We start from the raw sequence: 20840 nt of genomic DNA on the forward strand, positions 1-20840 counted from the left end.
CCGCCGCAATCCGCATACGTTTTTGCGAGACGGTACACGAGGAACCGGAGGAGGACCGTGACCAACCCAGGGTTTGGAGATTTCGCCTGCTGGCTCCTGACCCCGCCGTCCCCAGAGGATCTGGAGGCCTTGGCCCGAAAGGAAGCGGGAAACGGGGCAGAGGGGTTGGAGGAGTATGCGCGGGAGCGGGGCCCCGAGCGAGGCGCCCGGGACGCGGGCGAGGCCCTGTGGAGGCTATTGGAGACCCCCTTCGAGCCCCGGCTCGTCCCCTATGCGAGCGTCTACCGGGACGGAGCGAGGTTCGGCCCCTCGCTGGTGGCGTTCCGGGGGTTCCTCAGGCGTTGGGACCTGGTGCCGGATCGAGGGCGATTCCGGGACCTGGAGGACCACGCCGGCTTCCAGTTGGACTGCTTGGCATACCTCGGGGGGCGACCCGACGGCCACCAGGCCTACCGGGAGTGCTTGGAAGAACATGTGCTCCCCTGGATGCCCCGGTTCCTGGACGACCTGGCCCGGGAGGACGAGCGGCTCCCCTACGGCGGGTTCTACGGCTCCCTGGCCCGGGCCGCCCGGAGCTTGCTCGAAGCCGAGGCCGTCCGACTGGGGCTGGCCGCCCCATGAGCCTCGGGCCGAAGGCCCCAGACCGACGACCGTTGACCGCACACCGTCGACCGAAGTCACCGGGAGGCTGGACGCTGGGCCAGGGGTCTCCTCACCGGTACTTGCGGGGCTCGATCCCGTACTTGCGGACCTTGTACCCCACGATCCGGGGCGTGGTCTGGAGACGCTCGGCCGCCTTGCGGATGTTGCCCCGGGTGGCCTTCAGGGCGTCCACGATCAGGTCGGTCTCAAAGTGGCGCACGGCCTCGTCGAACGGCAGGTCCACCGCGCTGCGGGACTCGTCCGCGGTCTGGAGGGTGGGCGGGAGGTGGTAGGAGTGGATCGCCGGCTCCTCGCACAGCAGCACGGCCCGCTCCATGCAGTTCTCCAGCTCCCGGACGTTGCCCGGCCAGTGGTAGCGCATGAGCATGTCGATGGCCGGGGTGGTGATCCGCCGGATGTCCTTGTCGTTCTCGCGTGCGAACTTGGCCAGGAAGTGCTCGGCCAGCAGCAGGATGTCGGTGCGCCGCTCCCGCAGGGGGGGCAGGAAGATCGGGAACACGTTGAGCCGGTAGTACAGGTCCTCCCGGAACCGGCCCTCGCCGATCAGCGCCTCCAGGTCCCGGTTGGTGGCGGCGATCACCCGCACGTTGACCCGGATGGTCTGCCACCCCCCCACCCGCTCGAACTCCTTCTCCTGGAGCACCCTCAGCAGCTTGACCTGGAGGGCAGGGGAGAGCTCCCCGATCTCGTCGAGGAAGATCGTCCCCCCTTCGGCCAGCTCGAACTTGCCGGGCTTCTGCTGCACGGCCCCGGTGAACGCCCCTTTCTCGTGACCGAACAGCTCCGACTCGATCAGGTTCTCGGGGATGGCCGCGCAGTTCACCTTCACGAACGGCTTTTTGGCCCGGGGGGAGTTGTAGTGGATGGCGTGGGCCACCAGCTCCTTGCCGGTGCCGCTCTCCCCCCGGATCAGCACCGTGGCGTTGGACTTGGCCACCCGGGCGATCATGGCGTAGACCTCGTGCATGGCCTTGGAGTTGCCGATGATGTTCGTGATGTTGTACTTGCGCACGAGGTCGGCCTCGAGCCGCTCCTTCTCGGCCACCAGCTTCTGCCGCTCGTCCTCGGCCAGCCGGTGCAGCTTCACGGCCTGCGCCACCATGGTGCCCAGGATACTCAGGAGCCTCACATCATCCTCTAACCCCACCCCGTCGCCCCGCACCCGGTCGGCGCTCAGGGCCCCCAGGATCTCGTCCCCCACCTTGAGGGGCACGCACACGAAGGCCACGTCCTCCCGGGTCAGGTCCCGGCTCATGGTGCGGTTCAGGAACAAGGGCTCCTGGCCGGCGTTGGGCACCGCCATGGGCTCGCCCGTGGCCACGACCCTGCCGGTGATCCCCTCCCCGATCCGGTAACGACCCCGGCTCTCCTCCTCGGGGGTGAGGCCGTAGGCCACCTCGACCCGCACCTCCTCGGCGTAGGGCGAGACCACCGCAACGGTCCCCCGGGTCATGCCCAGCCGACGGGCCAGCACGGACAGGGTGCGGTACAGCCGATCGCGCAGGGGGGCGTCGCTGGCCAGGGCAGCGCTCACCTCCCCCAGCGTTTCGAGCTCTTGAAGCTTTCGTTCCAGTGCTTTCGCCGTCGTCACCACGGTCCTCCCTCGCAGGGTGCTACGGGAGTGTACTTCACAAAAACACAAAAAACAATATTGTCTCACCAAGGCCGGGGGGCACCCCCTTTCTCCCGCCAACTCGGGGAGCGCACGCCGGCACGAATCCTGCTAAGATTGCGCGGATCGATTCTCATACCAAGTCGCATTCGAAGCCAGCGATTTGGGGGCCGTTGGCCCGGTGCGCTACGGCCGAGCCGTTCAGGCCGCTCGGCGCAGGGGAGCGCCCGCGGCGCGGGCTCTCACGCGCCGCAACGGACCGAGCCGTAGCGGCTTCGGCAAGGCCGTCTTTTCCGGCGGAGGACCAACGGCCCCCGAATCGCCCCTCTATCAGCTCATCTTGATCGCAAATTGGTATCAATCCCAACGGGGCGCGAGCCCCCAGCCCACGCAGGAGGTGTTGCAGCATGGATCCGAAAGCCGTCATGGAGTTTGCCCGAGAGAACGAGTGCGTGTTCGTGGACATCAAGTTCCTCGACTTCGTGGGGCTGTGGCAGCACTTCACGCTGCCCATCCAGGCCTTCGACGAGTCGGCCTTTGACGAGGGTCTGGGATTCGACGGGTCGAGCATCCGGGGGTGGCAGCCGATCAACGCCTCGGACATGTTGGTGATCCCCGACCCGAGCACGGCCCGGATCGACCCGTTCCCCCGGGACCGGACCCTCTCGCTCATCGGGAACATCGTGGACCCGGTGACCAAGGAGCCCTACAGCCGCGACCCCCGCTACATCGCCCAGAAGGCCGAGGCGTATTTGAAGAGCACCGGCATCGGCGACACGGCCTACTTCGGACCCGAGGCCGAGTTCTTCATCTTCGACGACGTGCGGTTCGACCAAACCCGCAACAGCGCCTTCTACTTCGTGGACTCGGTGGAGGGCCGGTGGAACACCGGCCGGGACGAGCAGCCCAACCTGGCCTACAAGCCTCGGTACAAGGAGGGGTACTTCCCGGTTCCGCCCACCGACGCCCTGAACGACCTGCGCAACGAAATGGTGCTCGAGCTGCTGCGCCTCGGGATCGAGGTGGAGCTCCAGCACCACGAGGTGGCCACCGGCGGCCAGGGCGAGATCGACATCAAGTACGCCCCGCTGGTTCAGCAGGGTGACAACCTGCAGTGGTTCAAGTACGTGCTGAAAAACGTGGCCCGCCGCAACGGCAAGACCCTGACCTTCATGCCGAAGCCCCTGTTCGAGGACAACGGCACCGGCATGCACACCCACCAGTCCATCTGGAAGGACGGACAGAACCTGTTCGCCGGCGACAAGTACGCGGGCCTGAGCCAGGTGGGGCTGTGGTACATCGGCGGGATCCTCAAGCACGCCCGGGCCCTGTGCGCCATCTGCAACCCCTCCACCAACTCGTACCGCCGGCTGGTGCCCGGGTTCGAGGCGCCCGTGAACCTGGCCTACTCCAGCCGGAACCGGTCGGCTGCGGTGCGGATCCCCATGTACTCCACCAGCCCCAAGGCCAAGCGGATCGAGTTCCGAACGCCCGACCCGTCCTGCAACGGGTACCTGGCCTTCGCCGCCATGCTGATGGCCGGGCTGGACGGCATCGAGAACAAGATCGACCCGGGCGAGCCGCTGGACAAGGACATCTACGGCCTGTCGCCCGAGGAGCTGGCCAACGTTCCCACGGCCCCCAGCTCCCTGGAGGAGGCCCTGAACGCCTTGGAGGAGGACCACGAGTTCCTGCTCAAGGGCGACGTGTTCACCGAGGACGCGATCCAGATGTGGCTCGAGTACAAGCGGGAGAACGAGGTGGATCCCATCCGGATGCGGCCCACCCCCTGGGAGTTCGCCCTGTACTTCGACTGCTGATCGCCTCCGCAGTTCGATGCGGACCAAGGGCCCCTTCGCGGGGCCCTTTTTTGTGTATTGTACGGCTCCTCGGCTCTCCAGCAGACCCCATGCCCCCCGAGACCGTGAGGTGGCGCCAAAGAGGCGGGGCCATGTCTGGAACACTCTGGAATCAAGTAGGTTTTCATGCGTCCTAGCGTCCTAGCCTCCCAGCGTCCTAGCGGAAGTTACTTGGAAGGGGCAAACCGCACACCCGGGCTTCCTGTCGGCTGAATTCTGGATTCTGTCCACTGAGACGGCCGCGCCCGGCGCTCCGGCAGACCCCTTGCCCAGCCGGTTCAGGGGTCCTGTAGCTTTGAACGCAACTTGGTATTAGGAGGCGGCGCCCGCCCGGCCAGCGGGCCGAAGGCCCCGGAAAAGGAACGCCCCGCCGGGACACGGGGCCCGGCGGGGCGCAAAGGATACGGCGGAACGCGAACGAGCCGTCCGCCTCGATCAGAAGTAAGCCTCCCTCGGGAGCGTACGAATGGTGCTGTAGGCCTGCAGGGTCTTCTGGGCGCGCACCAGCAGGTTCTTCACCCGCCCCAGGAGCTCCTCGGAGAACGCCAGGTTGTGGATCGGGTTGCCCCGCTCGAAGAGCTTCAGGTTCTTCTCGGCGTTGTTCACGAGGTCCTGGGCGTCGTAGGTGTACTTGCCCTCGCGCATGGCGCCCAGAATCTTCCGCTGGGTGTCCTGGAGCATGGTGCGCAGTGACTTGACCTCCTCCCGGAGCTGGTCGGCCTTCTTCTTCCACTCGTCCACCATGGCCCCGTAGGACTCGTCGCCGTCGTGGCACTCCACGCATGCGGCCTTGATCCCGTCCAGGGTGGTGGGTTCCCCCTCGACCACCTGCACGTGGCAGTCGCTGCACTCGACGGCGTCGGCCATGGGGTTCTTCTCGCCGCGCACGTCGCAGCTCTTCTCGTCGCAGGCGTTCTGGCCGTTATAGAGGTTGTGGTTCTCGACGTGGCAGTCGCTGCACTCCACCGCGCCCTGGCCCTCGCCGTGGTGACAGTCGTTGCAGTTGCTGAGCCGGGTCTGGCCGTGGTTCTCCCGCGGTGAGTGGCACTCCAGGCAGTCGAGTCCCTCGTCCTCCACGTGGATGTCGTGGGGGAACGACACGTTGCCGAACGGCACCGGCTTCGTCTCGATGCACTCCACGCACGAGTGACACAGCTGGGTGCAGCCGGTGGGAGGAGAGACCGGCTGGGCCACGTACCCCGGCTCGGCAGCGGCCTTCGCCTTCTCGGCGCGCTCCTGCACGTCGGCCAGCACCTTCAGGGCGTAGTCCATGTTGTGCAGGCCCCGGCCCTGGCGCACGAACGCCAGGTTTCGCTCCGCGCCCTCGAGCAGGGCGGTCATCTGTCCCTTCACATCGGCCGAAGCCTTGCGCACCGCACCCCGGGCGTCGAGGAGGGCCTTCTCCGCCTTGTCCATCTCGCCGGTGAGGAGCTTTTTCCAGTGCTTGGCCATATCGTCGTACCCGCTGCCGTGGCAATCGACGCAGGACTGGATCACCGCCTCGTAGTTCATCCGAAGGGTCGAGGCGATGCCGGTCGGCGTCTTCTTCACCGCCACGTGACAGCTGCCGCAGTCGGCGTGGGCCAGGTACATGGGGTTGGGGGTCTGCGGCACGCCCTCGGCCCCCTTGCCCATGTACAGGTTCCGGGTGGCCTCGTGCTGGTCGAGGGTGTGACACTTCAGGCAGTCGGTGTCGTAATGATAGCCCTTCGTCCTGGGCCGCAGGGCGGCCTGGGCCATCTTTTTCAGCGCCTTGGGGGTCTCGTCGCCGGGCCGCACGATGTGGTGCTCGATCGCCGAGTGGCACCGGAGGCACTCCACCTTGTACTTGGTCACGTGGTTCCGGTGGATCTCCTCGCTGGCATACTCCCCGAACAGGATCCGGGGCTCCGAGTGGCACTGCACGCAGGTGTTGTCCTTGAGGTGTCCGTCCCCGAACACCACGTCGAAGTGGCACTGCTGGCACGCCACGCCGTGGTCCAGGTACTTCTGGTGCACGAACGGCATGTTCTCGTTGGCGTTGATGAACACCTTGGCCCGCAGCTGGGCATGGCAGAGCTGGCAGTCACTCAGCTCAGGGTTCTCGTCGCGGTTCATGAAGTGGCACACGAAGCAGGTGCTCTCGGTCACGGTCAGATGCTCGCCCTGCACGATCTGGGAGTGGCAGGTCACGCACCGCAGCTTCTTGCCCCGCCGCAGCTCGCCGAGGTGGCTGCCGTGGCTGAACCTCACGCCCTTGAAGGTGATGGTCTTCTCACCCAGGTCCGCCCGGTTGTGGCACCCCTCGCGCAGGCAGCTGGCGTCGCTGATCTGGGTGTGGGGCCGGGTGGGCTCGGTGCCGGTCAGCTTCATCCACAGGTGCATCTGGGCCTTCCACTTGCCCCGAAGCTCGTTGAACACCCCCGGCTCGAAGTGGCACTCGATACACAGCACGTCCCGATGGCTCGACTCGGCCCACGACTCGATATAGGGCTGCATGTTATGGCACATGGAGCAGAACTTGGGGGAGGCGGTGGCCTTGAGCATCACGAACAGGCCGGCCACGGCCACCACGGCCACCACCCCGAGGAACACGAGCATGCCCTTCCAGTGCCGCCGCACCCCCACGACGAGCACCCGCCCGAGGTCGCGAATAAAATCGACCATAAGAGAGAACAGTTCCCGAATCATGGCCTCGTACCTCCCTCCTCAACGCGCAACAAACTGAAACATCTTGAAACACATGCAACAATCAGAGCCTCGTTTCCTGAATCGGTGCCTGTCTGTACCACGAATGCGCTGCCGCGCGCAAGGGTGGCCTCTTGTGCTCAATTCCGACTTCAACAGTCTTGTTCATTGAGTCGGATTGTGTATTGAAACAGCAAGAAATCAGCTCCTCCTAGGAACCGGCCCTGGTATCTGGTACGGTACGGCCACGCATCAGCCGAGGAAAAGGAGGAACCCGTGCGACGAGTCCTGGCGACCCTTCTCGTGCTCCTAGCCGTTGCCGCGACGTCCGCGCGGGCGGCCCGCCCCGCGCTCATCCTGCTGTACACGGCCGACGAGCGAGGAGAGGTCCTTCCCTGCGGGTGAAAGAAGAACCCGCGGGGCGGTCTGGCCAAGCGAGCAACCTATGTGGAGGCGGCGCGCACCCAGGGGCCGGTCCTCCTGGTGAACGCCGGGAACTGCCTGTTCAAACGGGAGCGGATCCCGGCCCGGAAGGTCCCCGAGGCCCGGGAGATCGCCCGGCTCATGGTGGATGCCTACAACGAGATGGGGCTGGCGGCGATGGGGGTGGGGGCCTACGACCTGTCGTTGGGCGTGGACTTCCTGCTGGAGCTGGGCCGGCGAGCCCGTTTCCCCCTTCTGTGCGCCAACCTCACGGACCCCCACGGCACCCCCTACTTCCCCGCGTACCGCGTCGTGGAGGCGGGGGGCTTGCGCGTCGCCCTGGTGGGCCTGATCGACGATCGCCTCAAGCGCGGCCACATCCCCGGGGGCCGCAAGGTGGTCGTGGCGCCCCCGCTGGAAACAGCAGCTCGGGTGATTCCCCGCGTGGCCGAGGAAGGGCCCGATCTGGTCGTGGTGCTGACCGACATGACCGAGCGGCGGCTACGGCTGCTGGCCCGGAGAGGGCTGCCCGTGGATCTGGTGGTGGGCACGTCCCGACGCAATCAACTGTCGGTGCCGTTCCGTCTGAAGGGAACCCTGATCGTCGCGCTGGATCGCAGGGGCAAGACCCTGGGTCGGGTGGACGTGATCCCGAAGAAGGGCGGAGGGTACGAGCTTCGGAACAGCTTCGTCCCCCTGCTCCAGAAGAGATACCCGGATCATCCGCGGGTGGGGTCGATGGTTCGAGAGGTGCTGACCCGGATCCGGTCCCTGCAGGCCCAGGCCATCCCTGAGGAGGCGGAAAGGGGAGAAGAGGGGTGCGGCCAGGACTACGTGGGCGCCGAGACCTGCCGTCGGTGCCACGGCAGGCGCTACGCCCACTGGAAGCGCACCCCCCATGCCCGGGCCTACGAGACGCTTCGGGCCAAGGGAAAGGAACTCGACACCGACTGCCTGGCCTGCCACACGGTGGCGTTCGAGTGCAGCAATGGCAAACCCGACCGCCGGAGCATGGAGCAGTTCCCCGGCGTCCAGTGCGAGTCGTGCCACGGCCCCGGTTCGGCGCACGCCGCGTCCGAGGGCCGCACCCCGGTGGAGCCGGGCCTCGTCTGCGCCAAGTGCCACACCCGAGATCGGAGCGACACCGAGCGGATCGAGGATCGTGCCTCAGAAGCCTGCGCGGAGACCGACTGATACCAAGTTGCCATCCATTCGGATACGTATCCGGGGGCGGGGCAAGGGACCTGCCTCCGACCGGGCGCGAAGCCAGGCATTGAGATTCGCCGCGCAGGCACGGGGCGGGGGAGCTGGCTTCATGGCAACCCGTTGGAATCCGCACCCTTTCGCAGTCCAGACGCCGGAGGCGCTGCGCGGCGAGCCAAGGGGCCGCGCCCGGCTCTCCGGCAGGCCCCTTGCCCCTCTGAGCAGGGGGCCGATAGATTTGAATACAACTTGGTACGAGGCCGGCGCGTCCGGCTCAGGCGCCCCGTTTCTCCGCGATCCACCGCCCCATCGAGGCCACCGTATCGGGCCAGGCGGACGAGATCCGGTTCTCGACGAACTCGCGGTACAGGGCGTCGAGCACGTCCCAGATCTCCCGCACCAACCCGGCCCGCACCAGGGCGGTTCCGTGCCACCCCTCGTCGGGGTCGCCCTCCACGGATGGCACCTTTCCAGCGGCCAGGTCCAGGGTGTCGCCCTTCAGGGTGAACTCGTACTCCCGGTCGTTCACCGCCAGACCGAGCCGCACCTCCTGGACCTTCTTCCCAACGGCCAGGGCCGCGGCCGCCTCGGCCGAGCGGGCCACCTCGCCGTTGCGGAGGATGTTCTCCTTGCTGTCGGTCTCGAGGCTTCCCAGGGTGAGGCGCTCCTCGATCCACAGGGTGGCCGTGCCCATCCCCGGCACCGGCACCTCGCCCCCGTGTTCCTCGATCCGGTACCACAGCCAGGTCAGGAACTCATGGCCCCAAAAGGCCTTCTCCTCCAGGGTCTTGAGCACGTCCATCACGATCCTCCACCCGGCGCGAACCAGGCAGGGGCCACCCGGTCCAGTACCTCGGCGCGATCCTCGCCCAGGACCTCCAGGGCCAGGGAGTAGGGGAACAGGGGTCGCAGCCGCAGTCCAAAGGTGCGCTCGAACAGGGTGCGGAACGTCTCGTTCGCCTTCTCGGCCGTGCTCCAGAACCACGCCTCCCGGCGGTCCAGGTCCCAAACCATGTCGGTCCCCTGCACCGATGGGATCACCCGCTCCAGGAGCTCCTTGCGCACGAGGGCGGCGATCTCGTCCCGCTCGGCCCGGGTCAGGTCCTCGCGGCCCGCCTTCAGCCGCCACTCGGCCTCGCGGCGGCGGCACTGGAGCTTGAAGTACTTCGAGGGGATTCGTTTGGTGTCGACCCGCAGGGTGAGGCAGATCGTGTTCCCCACGAGCCACCGGTCCAGGGGCAGCCCCGGCTCGAACCAGTCGTCCACCCCCACCCAGCCCGCCACCTGCTCGCGCTCGTCGTCGGGCGCGAAGTCCTGGAAGGCGTGGGTCTGGATCGCCTCTTCGTACCGGTCCCGGAAGTCCGGGGGCACGTCCCCCATCACCCGATAGCGCCGCATGCGGATCCCGCCTGACAACAGCCCCATCACGCCTCCTTTTCCTCGAATGCACCAGGGCCGACGCTTATACGCGCCGGCCCTTCGGGTGTCAACGCGCGAGCGGAGACCGGAGCATGCGACAGGGGCCCCGGGAGGGGTCGGAACGCTGCATCCGGATCGCCGCCGGGGAGGCCGATGCCCGGGCGGTCCCCGCGCCCCCGCCGGCCGGGGCGCGATCACCCCGTCAGGGGGAGGAGCTCCCCGGCGAAGGGGTGGATCGCTCTTCCCAGAGTTCCGCACTCGCCCACAGTGTCCGGTCCTCGGCCCCGGGACGGGGGGCGTCCACTCCACCCTCCCGCGGGGAGTTCCACACCACGTTGACCAGGCGGACCACCCGGCCCTCCGGGGCTCCGTTCACCTCCCCGAACAGATGCCCGGCCTCCCCCTGGCGCAGGCAAAACGACCCGCCCGTTCCCGGCCGGCCGTTCCACCGAACCGCGGTCCTCGCCCAAGCCGCCTCGTCCCGCACCGTGGCCACCCACGTGCCGGGGGCGGCCCCTCCCTCCACCCTTCCCAAGAAGACTCCCGGATCGATCCGTATCCTGATCTTCGCCAGCATCCCCGCCTTCGTGCCCGCCCAGGCCGTGCCGACCAGCGCCAGCACCGAGAGCGTTCCTGCCAAGACCACCGCTCGTGCTCGTCCCATCTCGCCCTCCAAACAGGAAGAGGTAACAGATTTCCACAAGGATACTCATCGGCACGAGCGCACCCGTACTGAAGGCCGCGCCCCCCAACCCTGACCGGCGAGAGCCCGGCCGGAGGCAGGTCCTTTGCCCCGCCCTCTGAGGTGACGCGCCTATTTTGTCGTGGGGTTCATACTAATACCAACGGAACTATTGTCAGATCCACGGCGTTCACAAGGGAACCAGCGGGTGGGGGGCTGGTGGAGAGCCGGGCGCGGCCCCTTACGTCGCCGCGCCCTCACCCGGCTTGGATCGCTTTGGAAGTTCAGGAACTTCCGCCACCGGCGCCCCGGCCTACCGGGCTGACAACGGCATGCGAAGGCGCGGCGAAAAGGGTGCCGCACTCGCGCCCGGCCGGAGCCAGTCCCCCACCCGCGTCCGGCAATACCTTCGTAGGCCTTAGTAATGGGAGACCCGATCCGGCGAGCCCCGGATCGGGTCTCCACCCCCCTGCGCGGGGCGAGACAGGGATCGGTCTCAGGGAGTTACCGGCACGAACCGCACGGCGTCGGCCGAAGCCTGGCCGTTCTCGCCCGACACCTCCACGTATCCGGACTCACCCGCGTCGAACCGCCACCGGCCGAGGTGCTGCCATACCCCTCCGCCGGTGCGCTGGTCCACCGTGGTCTCCCAAACCCCATCGGCGTACCCCACGCGCACCGGCACCCGAGCCGAGCGTCCGGCCGAGGAGGTCCACCACAGGTACACGTCGTACTCGCCCGCTGCCGGGAGAAACGGGCTCCATCGGTACCGGTCGGTCCCGTATCCCGGACAGTAGAGGCTGTCGCCGTCATGGCCGCCGGGTGCGGACGAGAGCCTCCACACCCCGCTTTGGGTGGTCCCCGGATCCCCGTCGTCCAGGACCACGGCCTCCCCTCCCGGCGGGGGAGGCTCCGGGGGCGGAGGTTCCGGCGGCGGGGGCTGCGGCGGGGGAATGCTCAGGTCGCCCACGCGGACGAAGAGAACGGCGTCGGCCGAGGCCTGGCCGTTCTCGCCCGTGATCTTCACGTAGCCCCCGGTACCCTGGAAGAAGTCCCACTCTCCGATCAGGTTCCACTGCCCGCCCTTCTGGGTCTGGTCCACGGTGGTCTGGTACTGCCCGGCGGCGTGGCCCACGAGCACGGGGACCCGAGTGGAGCGTCCCGCCCCTTCGGTCCACCACATTAGGACCTGGTACCGCCCGTCCTCCGGCAGGTTCGGCGTCCACCGGTAGGTGTCGCCGGGTCTGCCGGAGCAGTAGAGGCTGTCCACCCCGTAGGGCTGGGGCGCGTGGGACACGAACCAGTAACCGGTGCTTTCCGTGCCCGGATCGCCGTTGTCCACCACGACCGACACCGTCGGCGTGGGCTCGGGCTCCGGTGGAGGGGGCTCGGGGGGCGGGGGCTCCGGCGGAGGCGCTCCCCCGGCCGACACGAATCGGACCGCGTCGGCCGAAGCCTGGCCGTTCTTGCCCGAGATCTCCACGTATCCCGAGCTGCCGGCGTCGAAGGTCCACCGGCCGAGCAGGTTCCACGTGGATCCGTTCGTGGTCTGGTCCACCTCGAGCTCGGAGGTCCCGCCGGCATGGGACACGAGCACGGGGACCCGGGAGCTGCGGCCGCCGCTGGCCGTCCACCAGAGATACACGTCGTAGCTGCCCGCGGTGGGCAGGTCCGGGGCCCAGCGATACCAGTCCGTGGGGTAACCCACGCAGTACAGGCTGTCGCCGCCGTACCCTCCCGCGATCGAGCTTTGCCTCCATAGCCCGCCCGAGGTCGTTCCGGGGTCCCCGTCGTCCAGCACCACCTCCACGGGCGGACCGGGAGGCGTGGCCGAGCTCACCGTGACCACCACCTGGGCCGTGCCCACGGCCCCGTCTGGATCCGTCACCTCGTAGGAGAACCGATCCTCCCCCACGAACCCCGGATCCGGTGTGTACCGAACGGTGGACGCGGACATCACCTCTGCCACGCCGCTCGAGGGCGAGCCCACCGAGGCCACGGACAGGGCATCCCCATCCGGGTCGGTGTCGTTGGCCGTGACCACGATCGCCACGGCCTGGCCCTCCACGGTGGACGCCGTGTCGTCCTGCGGCCTGGGCGCATCGTTCACGGGAAGCACGTTCACCGTGACCCGGGCCTGGGCCGCGCCCCCGTGCCCGTCGTCCACTGTGTAGACGAACCCGTCCTCCCCCCAGTAGTCGGGAGCGGGGGTGTAGAGCACCCGGTCCCCTCGAACCTCGGCCGTGCCGTGCAGCGGTGCGTCCACCGATACCAGGCTCAAGGCGTCCCCGTCGGGATCGGTGTCGTTGGCCAGCACGTCCACCTCGACCGGTGTGTCCTCGGCGGTCTCGGCCGCATCGTCCAGGGGCTCCGGCGGATTGTTCGCCGGGCCCTCCACGGCCACGAAACGCACGGCATCGGCCGAGGCCTGCCCGTTGTCGCCCGACACCTCCACGTACCCGATCATCCCGGCCGGGAACGTCCACGTTCCCAGGTAGTTCCACCGGCTTCCGTTCTGGGTCTGATCGACCTCCCCCTGCCAGATTCCCCCGGCGTGCCGGACCCTCACGGGCACCCGAGTGCTCCGGCCCCGGCTGGCGACCCACCACAGGTACACTTCGTATTCCCCGGACGCCGGAAGCGAGGGCGTCCATCGGTACACGTCGCCGTCGTACCCGGAGGTGTACAGGCTGTCTCCCTCGTAGCCCCCCGCCACCGACGACGGGGACCAGACCCCCTGGGACCAGGTCCCTGCATCCCCGTCGTCGATCACGATTCCTCCTTCGGGAGGAGGCTCCGGCGGGGGCTCGGGAGGCGGCGGGGGCGGCGGCGGAGTGCCCCCGGCCGCGGCCACCGCGGCCCCCACGTCCACCAGGCCGTACCCGTAGTAGGCGTCCCACCCGGCGATCCCCTTATCGGTTGCGGTCGCCACGAGGACCGACTCCACCTCGTCCGCCGAGGAGACCCCCAGGGCCTTCAGCAGCGCTGCCGCCGCGGACACGTGGGGGGCCGCCATGCTGGTGCCGCTCCACGACTGATACGTGAAATATCCGGGGTTGCGCATGTACAGGGTCTGCTGGACGATGCCCTCTCCCACCCCGCCCCCCGGCGCCACGAGGTCGAGCGTGGGGCCGTAGTTGCTGTAGGGCGCCCGAAGCCCGTTGCTGCCCACCGCCCCCACCGAGATGCACACGTCGTTGTACCTTGCCGGGTACCCCACCGGCCCGGCGTCGTTCCCCACCGCGGCCACGACCACCACGTCCCGTCCCCACGCGTATCGCAGGGCGTCATAGAGGGCGGAGGACGGCTCGTCGCCGGTGATGCTCAGGTTGATCACCTGTGCCCCGTGGTCCACGGCCCAGTAGATGGCCCTCACGACGTCGCTGTACAGCCCCGTGCCGTCCGCGCCGAGGGCCTTCAGGGGCATCACGGCCGAGCGGAACGCGATGCCGCTCACCCCCTCGCCGTTGTCGGTGGTCTCGGCGATGGTCCCTGCCACGTGGGTCCCGTGGCCGTTGTCATCGTTCGGGTGGGCGTCGTCGTTGACGAAGTCGTAGCCCGGCACGAACACGGTTCCCGAGAAGTCGGGCGCCTTCCGGTACACCCCGTAGTCCTCGTAGGCCACGCCCGTGTCCACCACCGCCACCACCACCGACGCGTCGCCGCCCCGGATCACGTCCCACGCATCGTCCACGCCGATGAGGCGGAAGTTCCACTGCTTCGACCACAAGGGGTCGTTGGGCACCCACACCGCCCGGATCCAGTGGTCCGGCTCCACGTACTCCACCTGGGGCAGCCGGGACAGCTGCTCCAGAACCTTCTGGGCCGGCAGCCCCGGGGGCGCCTGGACCGTCCGGAACCTCCCGTGACCGAAGGCGGGGCCGAACCGGTACCCCCGGCCTGCGGCCTGGGCCAGGGAAGAGGTGGCCACCAGTCCCGACCGGGTCTTCACGATGAACCGTCCCGGGGGGCCCTTTGGAGCCGCCAGGGCCTCCGCACCGACCATCAACAAAGCCACTGCCGCAATGCTGCACCAACCGAGCCTTCCCATGACTGTCCTCCCGCGGTCGCCGAGCGACCGTCCCCCTTGGAACTATCCCTCACCCTCGTCGGTTTTCCCCCCCTGCACCACCAGAAAGTCCACCCGCGTCTCCTCGGGAAAGTCCTCGCCGGACACGACCCGCACCCGCTGGGGCGGGGTTCGCACCGCCCAGCCGGGGGGCACCGAGTCCTCCTCCACCCTCACCCAGTACCCTCCGGGGAGGACCTCCCCGATGTAGAACGTGCCGTCCGAGGCCGTGAGGGAGCGGCCGACCCTGACCCCCTCCTCGTCGAACAACCCGACCCACACCCCGGGCATCGGACGCCTCCCTTCCGGGGTGTCCACCTCCACCTTGCCCACCACCGCGCCCGCGATCGCCACCCCGAGGTCCACCGGGGTCACCGCTCCCCGCGCCCACTCCACCTCCCGCACGGCATTGGTCGGGGTGTACAGGGCGTCCAGGGCGCGCACGTCCAGCACCACCCGGCCCTTCTCCCGCAGGCGCCCCCGCGGAAACACGAACCCACCGTCGGTGCCGGTGCGGGCGGCCAGCCGCCCCATCTTCACCTGGACCCCGGGCACGCCCGGCTCATCGGGCTGGCGCAGGCCGTCCCCGTTGCGGTCCAGGAACACCTTGCCCAGCACGCACCCGGCGTCCGGGCTGATTCGCCTGCCCGTGAGCCACATGGCCTCGGCGCCGCGGAACCCGAACAGCTCCAACACGTTGAACGAGCCCACCAGGCTCCACCGGTCCCGCCGGTACACGGCCGACAGGGACACGCGGCGGGAGGTGGATCGGGTCGGGTACAGGCTCAACCGCCCCCGCCACACGAGCGTCTCCACCAGGGACGACGCGTCCGGGTCCCAGTCCTTGCCCAACTCGCTCTGGAAGTCCCACCGCAGCTTCCCCCGCCCGCTGAGGGAGATTCCGAACTGGCTCTGCTTCCGGGTCTGGAAGTTCCAGTGGCTCGCGTACACGCCGCCCCCCTCCCAGAGGTTCCACCGGATCTGCCCCCCGTTGTACGGGTCGCGGTAGAAGGGGAGCTCCAACAGGCGGATGTCGTCCACCAGATCGGAATGACGGGCCACGTTCAGGCGATCCCCCAGGTACGTCCGCCACGAGAGATCCACGTTCGCAAACGGCCAGGCGTCGATCTCGGCGGAGTAGAGGCTCAGGTTATCCCCGCCGTCCCAGAGCTGCTGGACGTAATCGGCCGCCAGGCTGAGCCGGGTCCGGGGCAACAGCCTCCCCAGGGTGAGCTCGACCCGCTCTATGTTCTCCCGCAGCGTCTCGTCCCGGGCTCCGTCCAGGTTGTTTCGCACGGTGCCCGCCCCCCCGTAGAGGCGGTACCCCGGCAGGGGCGCCCACGCCAGGCTCGTCCACGCCCCGAGGCGGTCGCGGGTCACCACCGACCAGCCGTCGAAGAACTCGGAACCCAGCCGAAACCCATCCCCTCGCCAGCGCCACGCCCCCTTTCGGACGTCCCCGGTCACCCGCACCGCCCAGTCCGGATCCCGCCGGCCCTCCAGGGGAGCCGACCAAGCGAGGTCGGTGCGGAATCGGCTCGTGCCCCCGGGGGTCCAGGTGACCCCCACCCCGGCGTGGACGCTCTCCGCCGGGGCGGGCAGGAACGTCTCTCCCAGCACCTCCCCCCTTTCGCCCCGGAACTCCGGCCGCAGGAACCGGGCCTGGTAGGCGCCGATCAGGTCCATCCGGACCGTCTCACCCAGGCCGTACCCGAGGCTCCCCCCGGCGAACACGCCGTGGTTCTCCCAGCGGTCCTTTCGGCGGAACGTGCCGATGCCCCCCAGAAAAGACACCTCCCCCGGTGCCAGGCGTCCTGCCTCGCCCCACACGGTGCGCAACCGCTCCCGGCGGATCCCGGTGGGCTCGGTGATCACCAAGCGGATCTCGTTGGCGCGGCCCGGGATCAGGGTGATCCCCTCGAACCGGAAGAACCCCATCCCCTGGCGGTCGCGCAACGGATCCCGTACACGCAGCGACGCCACGAACCGATCGTTGAGGTACAGGTCCACCTGGCTGTCCAAGGGGGCCTCGTCCTCCACCGTGATCTCCGTGGTCCGCCCCGGGGCCCCGACGCCCGTCCCCCACCGCACGCCGGTCATGGGCGCAGACGGGAACACCAGCTCGCCCAGGGACAGCTCCGCGTCCCCCACCGACAGCCGGTGGCGGTCGCCGGAGCGCTGCCACCACATCCGCTCCACGAGGAACCTCGGGTCGTCCAGGGTCCGGTCGCTCCACCACAGCCATCCGCGCTCGCTCAGATCGAACCGGAACGCCCCCTCCGCGGCCCTGCCCCAGATCCGCTGTCTGGGCCGGTAGATCCATACGTCCCGTTCCTCCAGGTCCTCCCTGGCGGCGTACCGGCCCGTGAACGAGAGCTCCACGAACTGGACGCCGTTCTCGGGGGGCCGGGCCGGGCCGAACTTCTCGGGGAGATTGGGCGGGACCTCCTGAATGTTGCGCCATTCGATCCGCTTGGACCGCAGCTTCTGGAGGTACCACTCCGGATACACCGGGGTCTGCACGGTCAGGGTCAGGGTCGGCTCGTCCCACCGGATCTCGTACCCGAAGGCTTCGCGCAGCAACCCCTCGGGCACGTACACCTCGACCCGGTGGGTGAACGGCGACCACCGGCGGATCATCGTGGTCTTCGACGTCTCATCCCCGAAGGTCACCGTTTGATCCGTCACCGACAGCCGCACCCTCCGCCGGTCCCGGGGAAAGAAGGAGACCGTCTCCGGCCCCCCGACGCCGGCCGCGACCTCCGTGTCCTCGCCCACCGCATCCAGGAACCGAAGCAGGGGCCACAGCCTCCCCAGGGACGGGACCACCAGCACGTCGAAGTCTTCCACCTCGAGGATCCGCATGCCCCTGGGACCGACGAGCCGCAGGGCCACGATCCACTCCTCGGCCGCGCTCACGGGGGGCTCCCGGGTCGCGGGAAGGACGTCCTCGGGCCGGACCGTCAGGTCGTCCGAGGGGGTGGGGGCTCCCGCCCTGGCGAGACGGAGGGGCGGGCGGGGGGCGAGCGTCCGGCCCCCCGCCCGCGCGGCCGGCGGGACCAGCGCCGGTGCCGGCGGCGGATCCGGCACCCCGCCTCGGACCGGCGGCAGCACCAAGGCCCTCGGTCCCGCGGGGACCGCGGCCATTGCCGCGGCCGCCCACCAGGCCGCCACCCCCAGCACGCTCAACCCCGTCCAGCGCACGCTCCCCTCACGAACCCCACCGAACCGGGAACACCGAATGCACGGGCTTTTCGAGCTGGCGGAGCTCCAGCTCCAGCTCCAGCTTGTACGAGCCCGGGGCGGGCGGCGGATCAGGCCGGATGCCCACGAGGCGGGCCCCCGCCCGCAGGATCATGACCTCGGGCACGGGGCCGGCGGCCACCTCCGCGCCGTCCTCCCGGACCAAGCGGTAGCTCCCCCGCACGTCCACCCGGGTCTCCCCCCGATTCTCCAACCGGATCACGATCCCCGGGCCCTTGGGCGTTGCCACCGCCTTCGCGTCCGCCACCTCCAGATCGACCCGGGGCGATCCCTTCTTGGCGAAGATCGGAACCAGGGCCGAGTTCAGCACGTGGATGCTCAGGTTCTTCCCTTTTCCGTCCGAGAAGCGGTACACGGAGCTCTGGAGGGGTTCGAACTCGATCCCCCCCCAGTACTGCCCCTGTTCGAGGGTGGAGGGCACGAGGATCGTGTACCGCACCACCCGGCTCGCATTGGGGGGCAGCTCGAACTCGGCCGGGTTGAACCGGATCCAGGGGGCCAGGGACCACTCGTCCGGCTCCACCAGCTGCAGCCCCCCGGCCTCCGAGAGCCGGAAGTGCACCGCCCGGGCCCGGTACCGCTCGGTCTTCTCCCCCACGTTCGTCAGGGTGAACGCGCCCCGGGGGCGTCCCCCGTCCAGGTCCACCCGCAGCAGTGCCGGGCTGATGACCAGCCTGGCCTGGGCCGTCGGCATCCCAACCGTCAGGTTCCCCACGATCCCCATCACCGCGGCCAGGAGCAGAAGCTTTCGCGTGGAGCTCGTCATGGGCAGCCTCCTTGGAGCAAAACGGTTCCAGCCGGGGAGACCCGGCCGGAGAAGGGGGGATGCTTTGCTGGTGCGGGCGGGCAATGTGACGAGAAACCCCGGAGACTAGGTTGCCGCCGGGGCCACGGGATCAGGGATCGTTATAGGTCCAGGCGATCAGCTTCACCCAACCGCTGTAGTCGCCCTTGGGCAACTCGTTGTCCTCGTTGACCCAGGTGAAGGTCAGCACCAGATCGTGACTGAACGTGCCGTTGTTTCCACTCTCGAAAATGCTGGTCTCGGTGCAGAACCAGGGCCAGGTGCGCCCATCGGGCGTGACCGGAATCTCGGAGCATTCCCCGTTGTCCGGTCCTCCCGACCACGCCAGACCCCAGTCGTAGCCCGGCGACGGATTCCCGCTCACCCCGTTCTCGTCGGGCAGGATGTCCACCATGACGTCCGATCCGAGATCGATCGGGATCTCGTACGGGCTCATCGGGTCGTCCGCCTTGTAGAGCGGCGTGCCCATGGCCTGCAGGGTCACCCACTGGGTGTTGGCGTGCACGGTGAACGCCACGTCCACCGGGATCTCCCCGGCCTGGAACGACTGCTGGGTCACCTGCACCCCACCGGAGACCGCGATGTTCGGGTCGATGTGCACTTGCACCTTCTTTATGGCCTGGGACGTCTGGTCGGCAAAGGCCAACCCCGACGCCAGCACCAGTCCGGCGGCCGCGGCCAGTGCCGCGCTCCAGAATCTCCTCATGTGTCACCTCCTCTTTTCGTGTTCCCCTTGGGCCGCCCGCCCGCACCAGCGAAGCATCCCACCGAAGAAATCTCTCCCCAATCCCAACCTTACGCAAAACTCTAAGCAAAACCCGTACCAAACACTCCTTCCATCCACTTTTGCCGCAACATGAGGCCTGGCCTCCCGCTATGCCCATTCCCGGACGCAAGACCTTCATTTCCAGGGAAAAGTTTTTCCACTTTTTGCCCTAACGTTTGCCCACCCGGTCGCTCCACCCCTCCCGGTGCCACCCAGGCCTGACAAAGGCCTGCCCCCACCATGGCTCGATTCTTGCTTGAGATCCGCATCGACACACCTTTGGAGGACACTTTGCCGATGCTTCCTTCGAGACTTCGCCGGTTCCCCTGGGCCGTGGCGTTCTCCGGTCTGGCGGTGTGGGTCGGATCGGTGGCGAGGCAGGCGACCGTGTCGCCTCCGAGAGCCGAGGCCGTTGTGAGGCTGGGCCCCCAACAAGCCCCCCCCTCCCTCTCGGACCCGGCGATCCGAGCCGTGCAGGCCCCACGAAGAGGCCTGTGGACCCTCGTGGCCACCGGCCCGACAGGGGCCGACGCGGTGGAACGGCTCCGCGCAGAGCTGGAGCGGCTCCAGGCGGAGGTCGCCCCCCCACCGGAACCCGAGGGGAGCGACCCGACCCGGGCAGACCCGAGGAAGGCGCTGGAGTGGCTGAAGGAGGAACTGAGAAGGGTGCTGGGGGGGACCGGCGCCCCGGCGTCGGGGAAGCCGAGGGTTCAGCCGGGCGACCGATCGGTCCGCGACATCGCGGCCCTGGACGAGAGGCTCCGGAAGGCCCTGCCCCCCGGCCACCCCTGGCTGAGGCGGGTGCAGGAGACCCTCGGGTCTCTTCGGAGGCTCGAACCCGACCGCCGGGGGCTGCTGCGGCTCGAGGAGAGGCTCCCGCCGTCCCATCCGGAGGCCCGGCGCCTGCGCAGGGAGCTCGCCTCCCTCCCCCCCGTCACGCCGCCTTTGCAGAGCCCTGCCGCGGGCCCTCCGCCGGTCGCGATCCGAAAGGCACTCGAGAAGCTCCTTGCCGAGATCGACACCCAGCTAAAGGGCCCGGAGCCCGGGGGGGCCGAGGCGAAGCCGCGCCGGCCCGCCCTTCGGGTTGTGTCGGGGCCCGAGCCCCTGGGAGGAGAGTCCCCCCTGCCGGCCGGCGCGGTGCCGGCCGCGGCCGCCCTCGTGTTCGTCACGGTCCTCTTCGCCCCGGCGGGCCGGGGCCGGGTCCGGGACCCCTCCGACGTGCCCCCGGGGCCCTGGGGAGAACAGATCTTCTCCCTGCCCCTTCTCCCGACCCGGGCCGGGGCCATGTCTGCGGTGGGAAGGTGGGTGTTGGCGGGGCTGCCCTGGGTCCTCGCGGGTTTTTCCACCCTGGCATGACCCCCGCCACCTGGAGGGGGGTGTCGGCCCTGGCGACGGGCCGGTGGTCACC

The 20840-nt window shown here is 68.9% G+C and carries 14 protein-coding genes; 5 read left to right on the forward strand and 9 right to left on the reverse strand.

Annotated elements, in window-relative coordinates; genetic code table 11:
- The first annotated feature begins 57 nt into the window (after positions 1-57).
- Positions 58-621 carry a TorD/DmsD family molecular chaperone gene (locus DEFCA_RS22235; protein WP_025322671.1) on the forward strand — a complete coding sequence of 188 codons (564 nt, stop codon included), beginning with the start codon at positions 58-60 and terminating at the stop codon, positions 619-621.
- Positions 622-712: 91 nt separating this feature from the next.
- Here DEFCA_RS22235 and nifA read toward each other — a convergent pair whose 3' ends face one another.
- Positions 713-2254 carry a nif-specific transcriptional activator NifA gene (gene nifA, locus DEFCA_RS0108860; protein ID WP_025322672.1) on the reverse strand — a complete coding sequence of 514 codons (1542 nt, stop codon included), beginning with the start codon at positions 2252-2254 and terminating at the stop codon, positions 713-715.
- Positions 2255-2682: 428 nt separating this feature from the next.
- On the opposite strand from nifA, the gene glnA reads away from it, so the two are divergent.
- Positions 2683-4095, forward strand: a complete 1413-nt coding sequence (gene glnA / locus DEFCA_RS0108865) for a type I glutamate--ammonia ligase (protein ID WP_025322673.1) — start codon at positions 2683-2685, stop codon at positions 4093-4095.
- Positions 4096-4569: 474 nt separating this feature from the next.
- Here the strand turns inward: glnA and DEFCA_RS19365 are convergent, their stop codons facing one another.
- A complete protein-coding gene (locus DEFCA_RS19365; protein ID WP_084319013.1) occupies positions 4570-6804 on the reverse strand; it encodes a NapC/NirT family cytochrome c in 2235 nt (744 codons plus the stop codon).
- A gap of 273 nt (positions 6805-7077) precedes the next feature.
- Between DEFCA_RS19365 and DEFCA_RS24120 the strand changes: the two genes are divergently transcribed.
- Together DEFCA_RS24120 and DEFCA_RS20595 are read left to right on the forward strand one after the other, a co-directional pair.
- Complete coding sequence (locus DEFCA_RS24120; protein WP_281173756.1) at positions 7078-7206, forward strand: hypothetical protein; 129 nt, start codon at positions 7078-7080, stop codon at positions 7204-7206.
- Positions 7207-7248: 42 nt separating this feature from the next.
- Positions 7249-8418: a multiheme c-type cytochrome gene (locus DEFCA_RS20595; protein ID WP_025322675.1), complete on the forward strand. Its 1170-nt coding sequence runs from the start codon at positions 7249-7251 to the stop codon at positions 8416-8418.
- 283 nt (positions 8419-8701) lie between these two features.
- Here the strand turns inward: DEFCA_RS20595 and DEFCA_RS0108885 are convergent, their stop codons facing one another.
- The 7 genes from DEFCA_RS0108885 to DEFCA_RS0108920 form a co-directional block, all read right to left on the reverse strand.
- The gene (locus tag DEFCA_RS0108885; protein WP_025322676.1) at positions 8702-9229 is read right to left on the reverse strand and encodes a hypothetical protein; all 528 of its coding nucleotides are present in this window, start codon (positions 9227-9229) and stop codon (positions 8702-8704) included.
- The gene (locus DEFCA_RS0108890) at positions 9229-9852 is read right to left on the reverse strand and encodes a recombination-associated protein RdgC (RefSeq protein WP_025322677.1); all 624 of its coding nucleotides are present in this window, start codon (positions 9850-9852) and stop codon (positions 9229-9231) included. Before DEFCA_RS0108890 ends, DEFCA_RS0108885 begins: the two co-directional genes overlap by 1 nt.
- Positions 9853-10048: 196 nt before the next feature.
- On the reverse strand, positions 10049-10510 hold the full coding sequence (locus tag DEFCA_RS0108895; RefSeq protein WP_169709518.1) for a hypothetical protein: 462 nt from the start codon (positions 10508-10510) through the stop codon (positions 10049-10051).
- Positions 10511-11024: 514 nt separating this feature from the next.
- Complete coding sequence (locus DEFCA_RS20600; protein WP_025322679.1) at positions 11025-14579, reverse strand: golvesin C-terminal-like domain-containing protein; 3555 nt, start codon at positions 14577-14579, stop codon at positions 11025-11027.
- 42 nt (positions 14580-14621) lie between these two features.
- Positions 14622-17801, reverse strand: a complete 3180-nt coding sequence (locus DEFCA_RS0108910; protein WP_169709519.1) for a hypothetical protein — start codon at positions 17799-17801, stop codon at positions 14622-14624.
- 7 nt (positions 17802-17808) lie between these two features.
- Positions 17809-18627 carry a fimbrial biogenesis chaperone gene (locus DEFCA_RS0108915; RefSeq protein ID WP_025322681.1) on the reverse strand — a complete coding sequence of 273 codons (819 nt, stop codon included), beginning with the start codon at positions 18625-18627 and terminating at the stop codon, positions 17809-17811.
- Between the two features lie 130 nt (positions 18628-18757).
- Positions 18758-19372 carry a hypothetical protein gene (locus DEFCA_RS0108920; RefSeq protein ID WP_025322682.1) on the reverse strand — a complete coding sequence of 205 codons (615 nt, stop codon included), beginning with the start codon at positions 19370-19372 and terminating at the stop codon, positions 18758-18760.
- Between the two features lie 357 nt (positions 19373-19729).
- Here DEFCA_RS0108920 and DEFCA_RS0108925 point away from each other — a divergent pair, with 357 nt between their 5' ends.
- Entirely contained in the window at positions 19730-20788 is a 1059-nt protein-coding gene (locus DEFCA_RS0108925) for a hypothetical protein (RefSeq protein ID WP_025322683.1), read from the forward strand.
- The last annotated feature ends 52 nt before the right edge of the window (positions 20789-20840 follow it).

This window comes from Deferrisoma camini S3R1, from assembly GCF_000526155.1.
In the GTDB taxonomy this organism is placed as follows: domain Bacteria; phylum Desulfobacterota; class Deferrisomatia; order Deferrisomatales; family Deferrisomataceae; genus Deferrisoma; species Deferrisoma camini.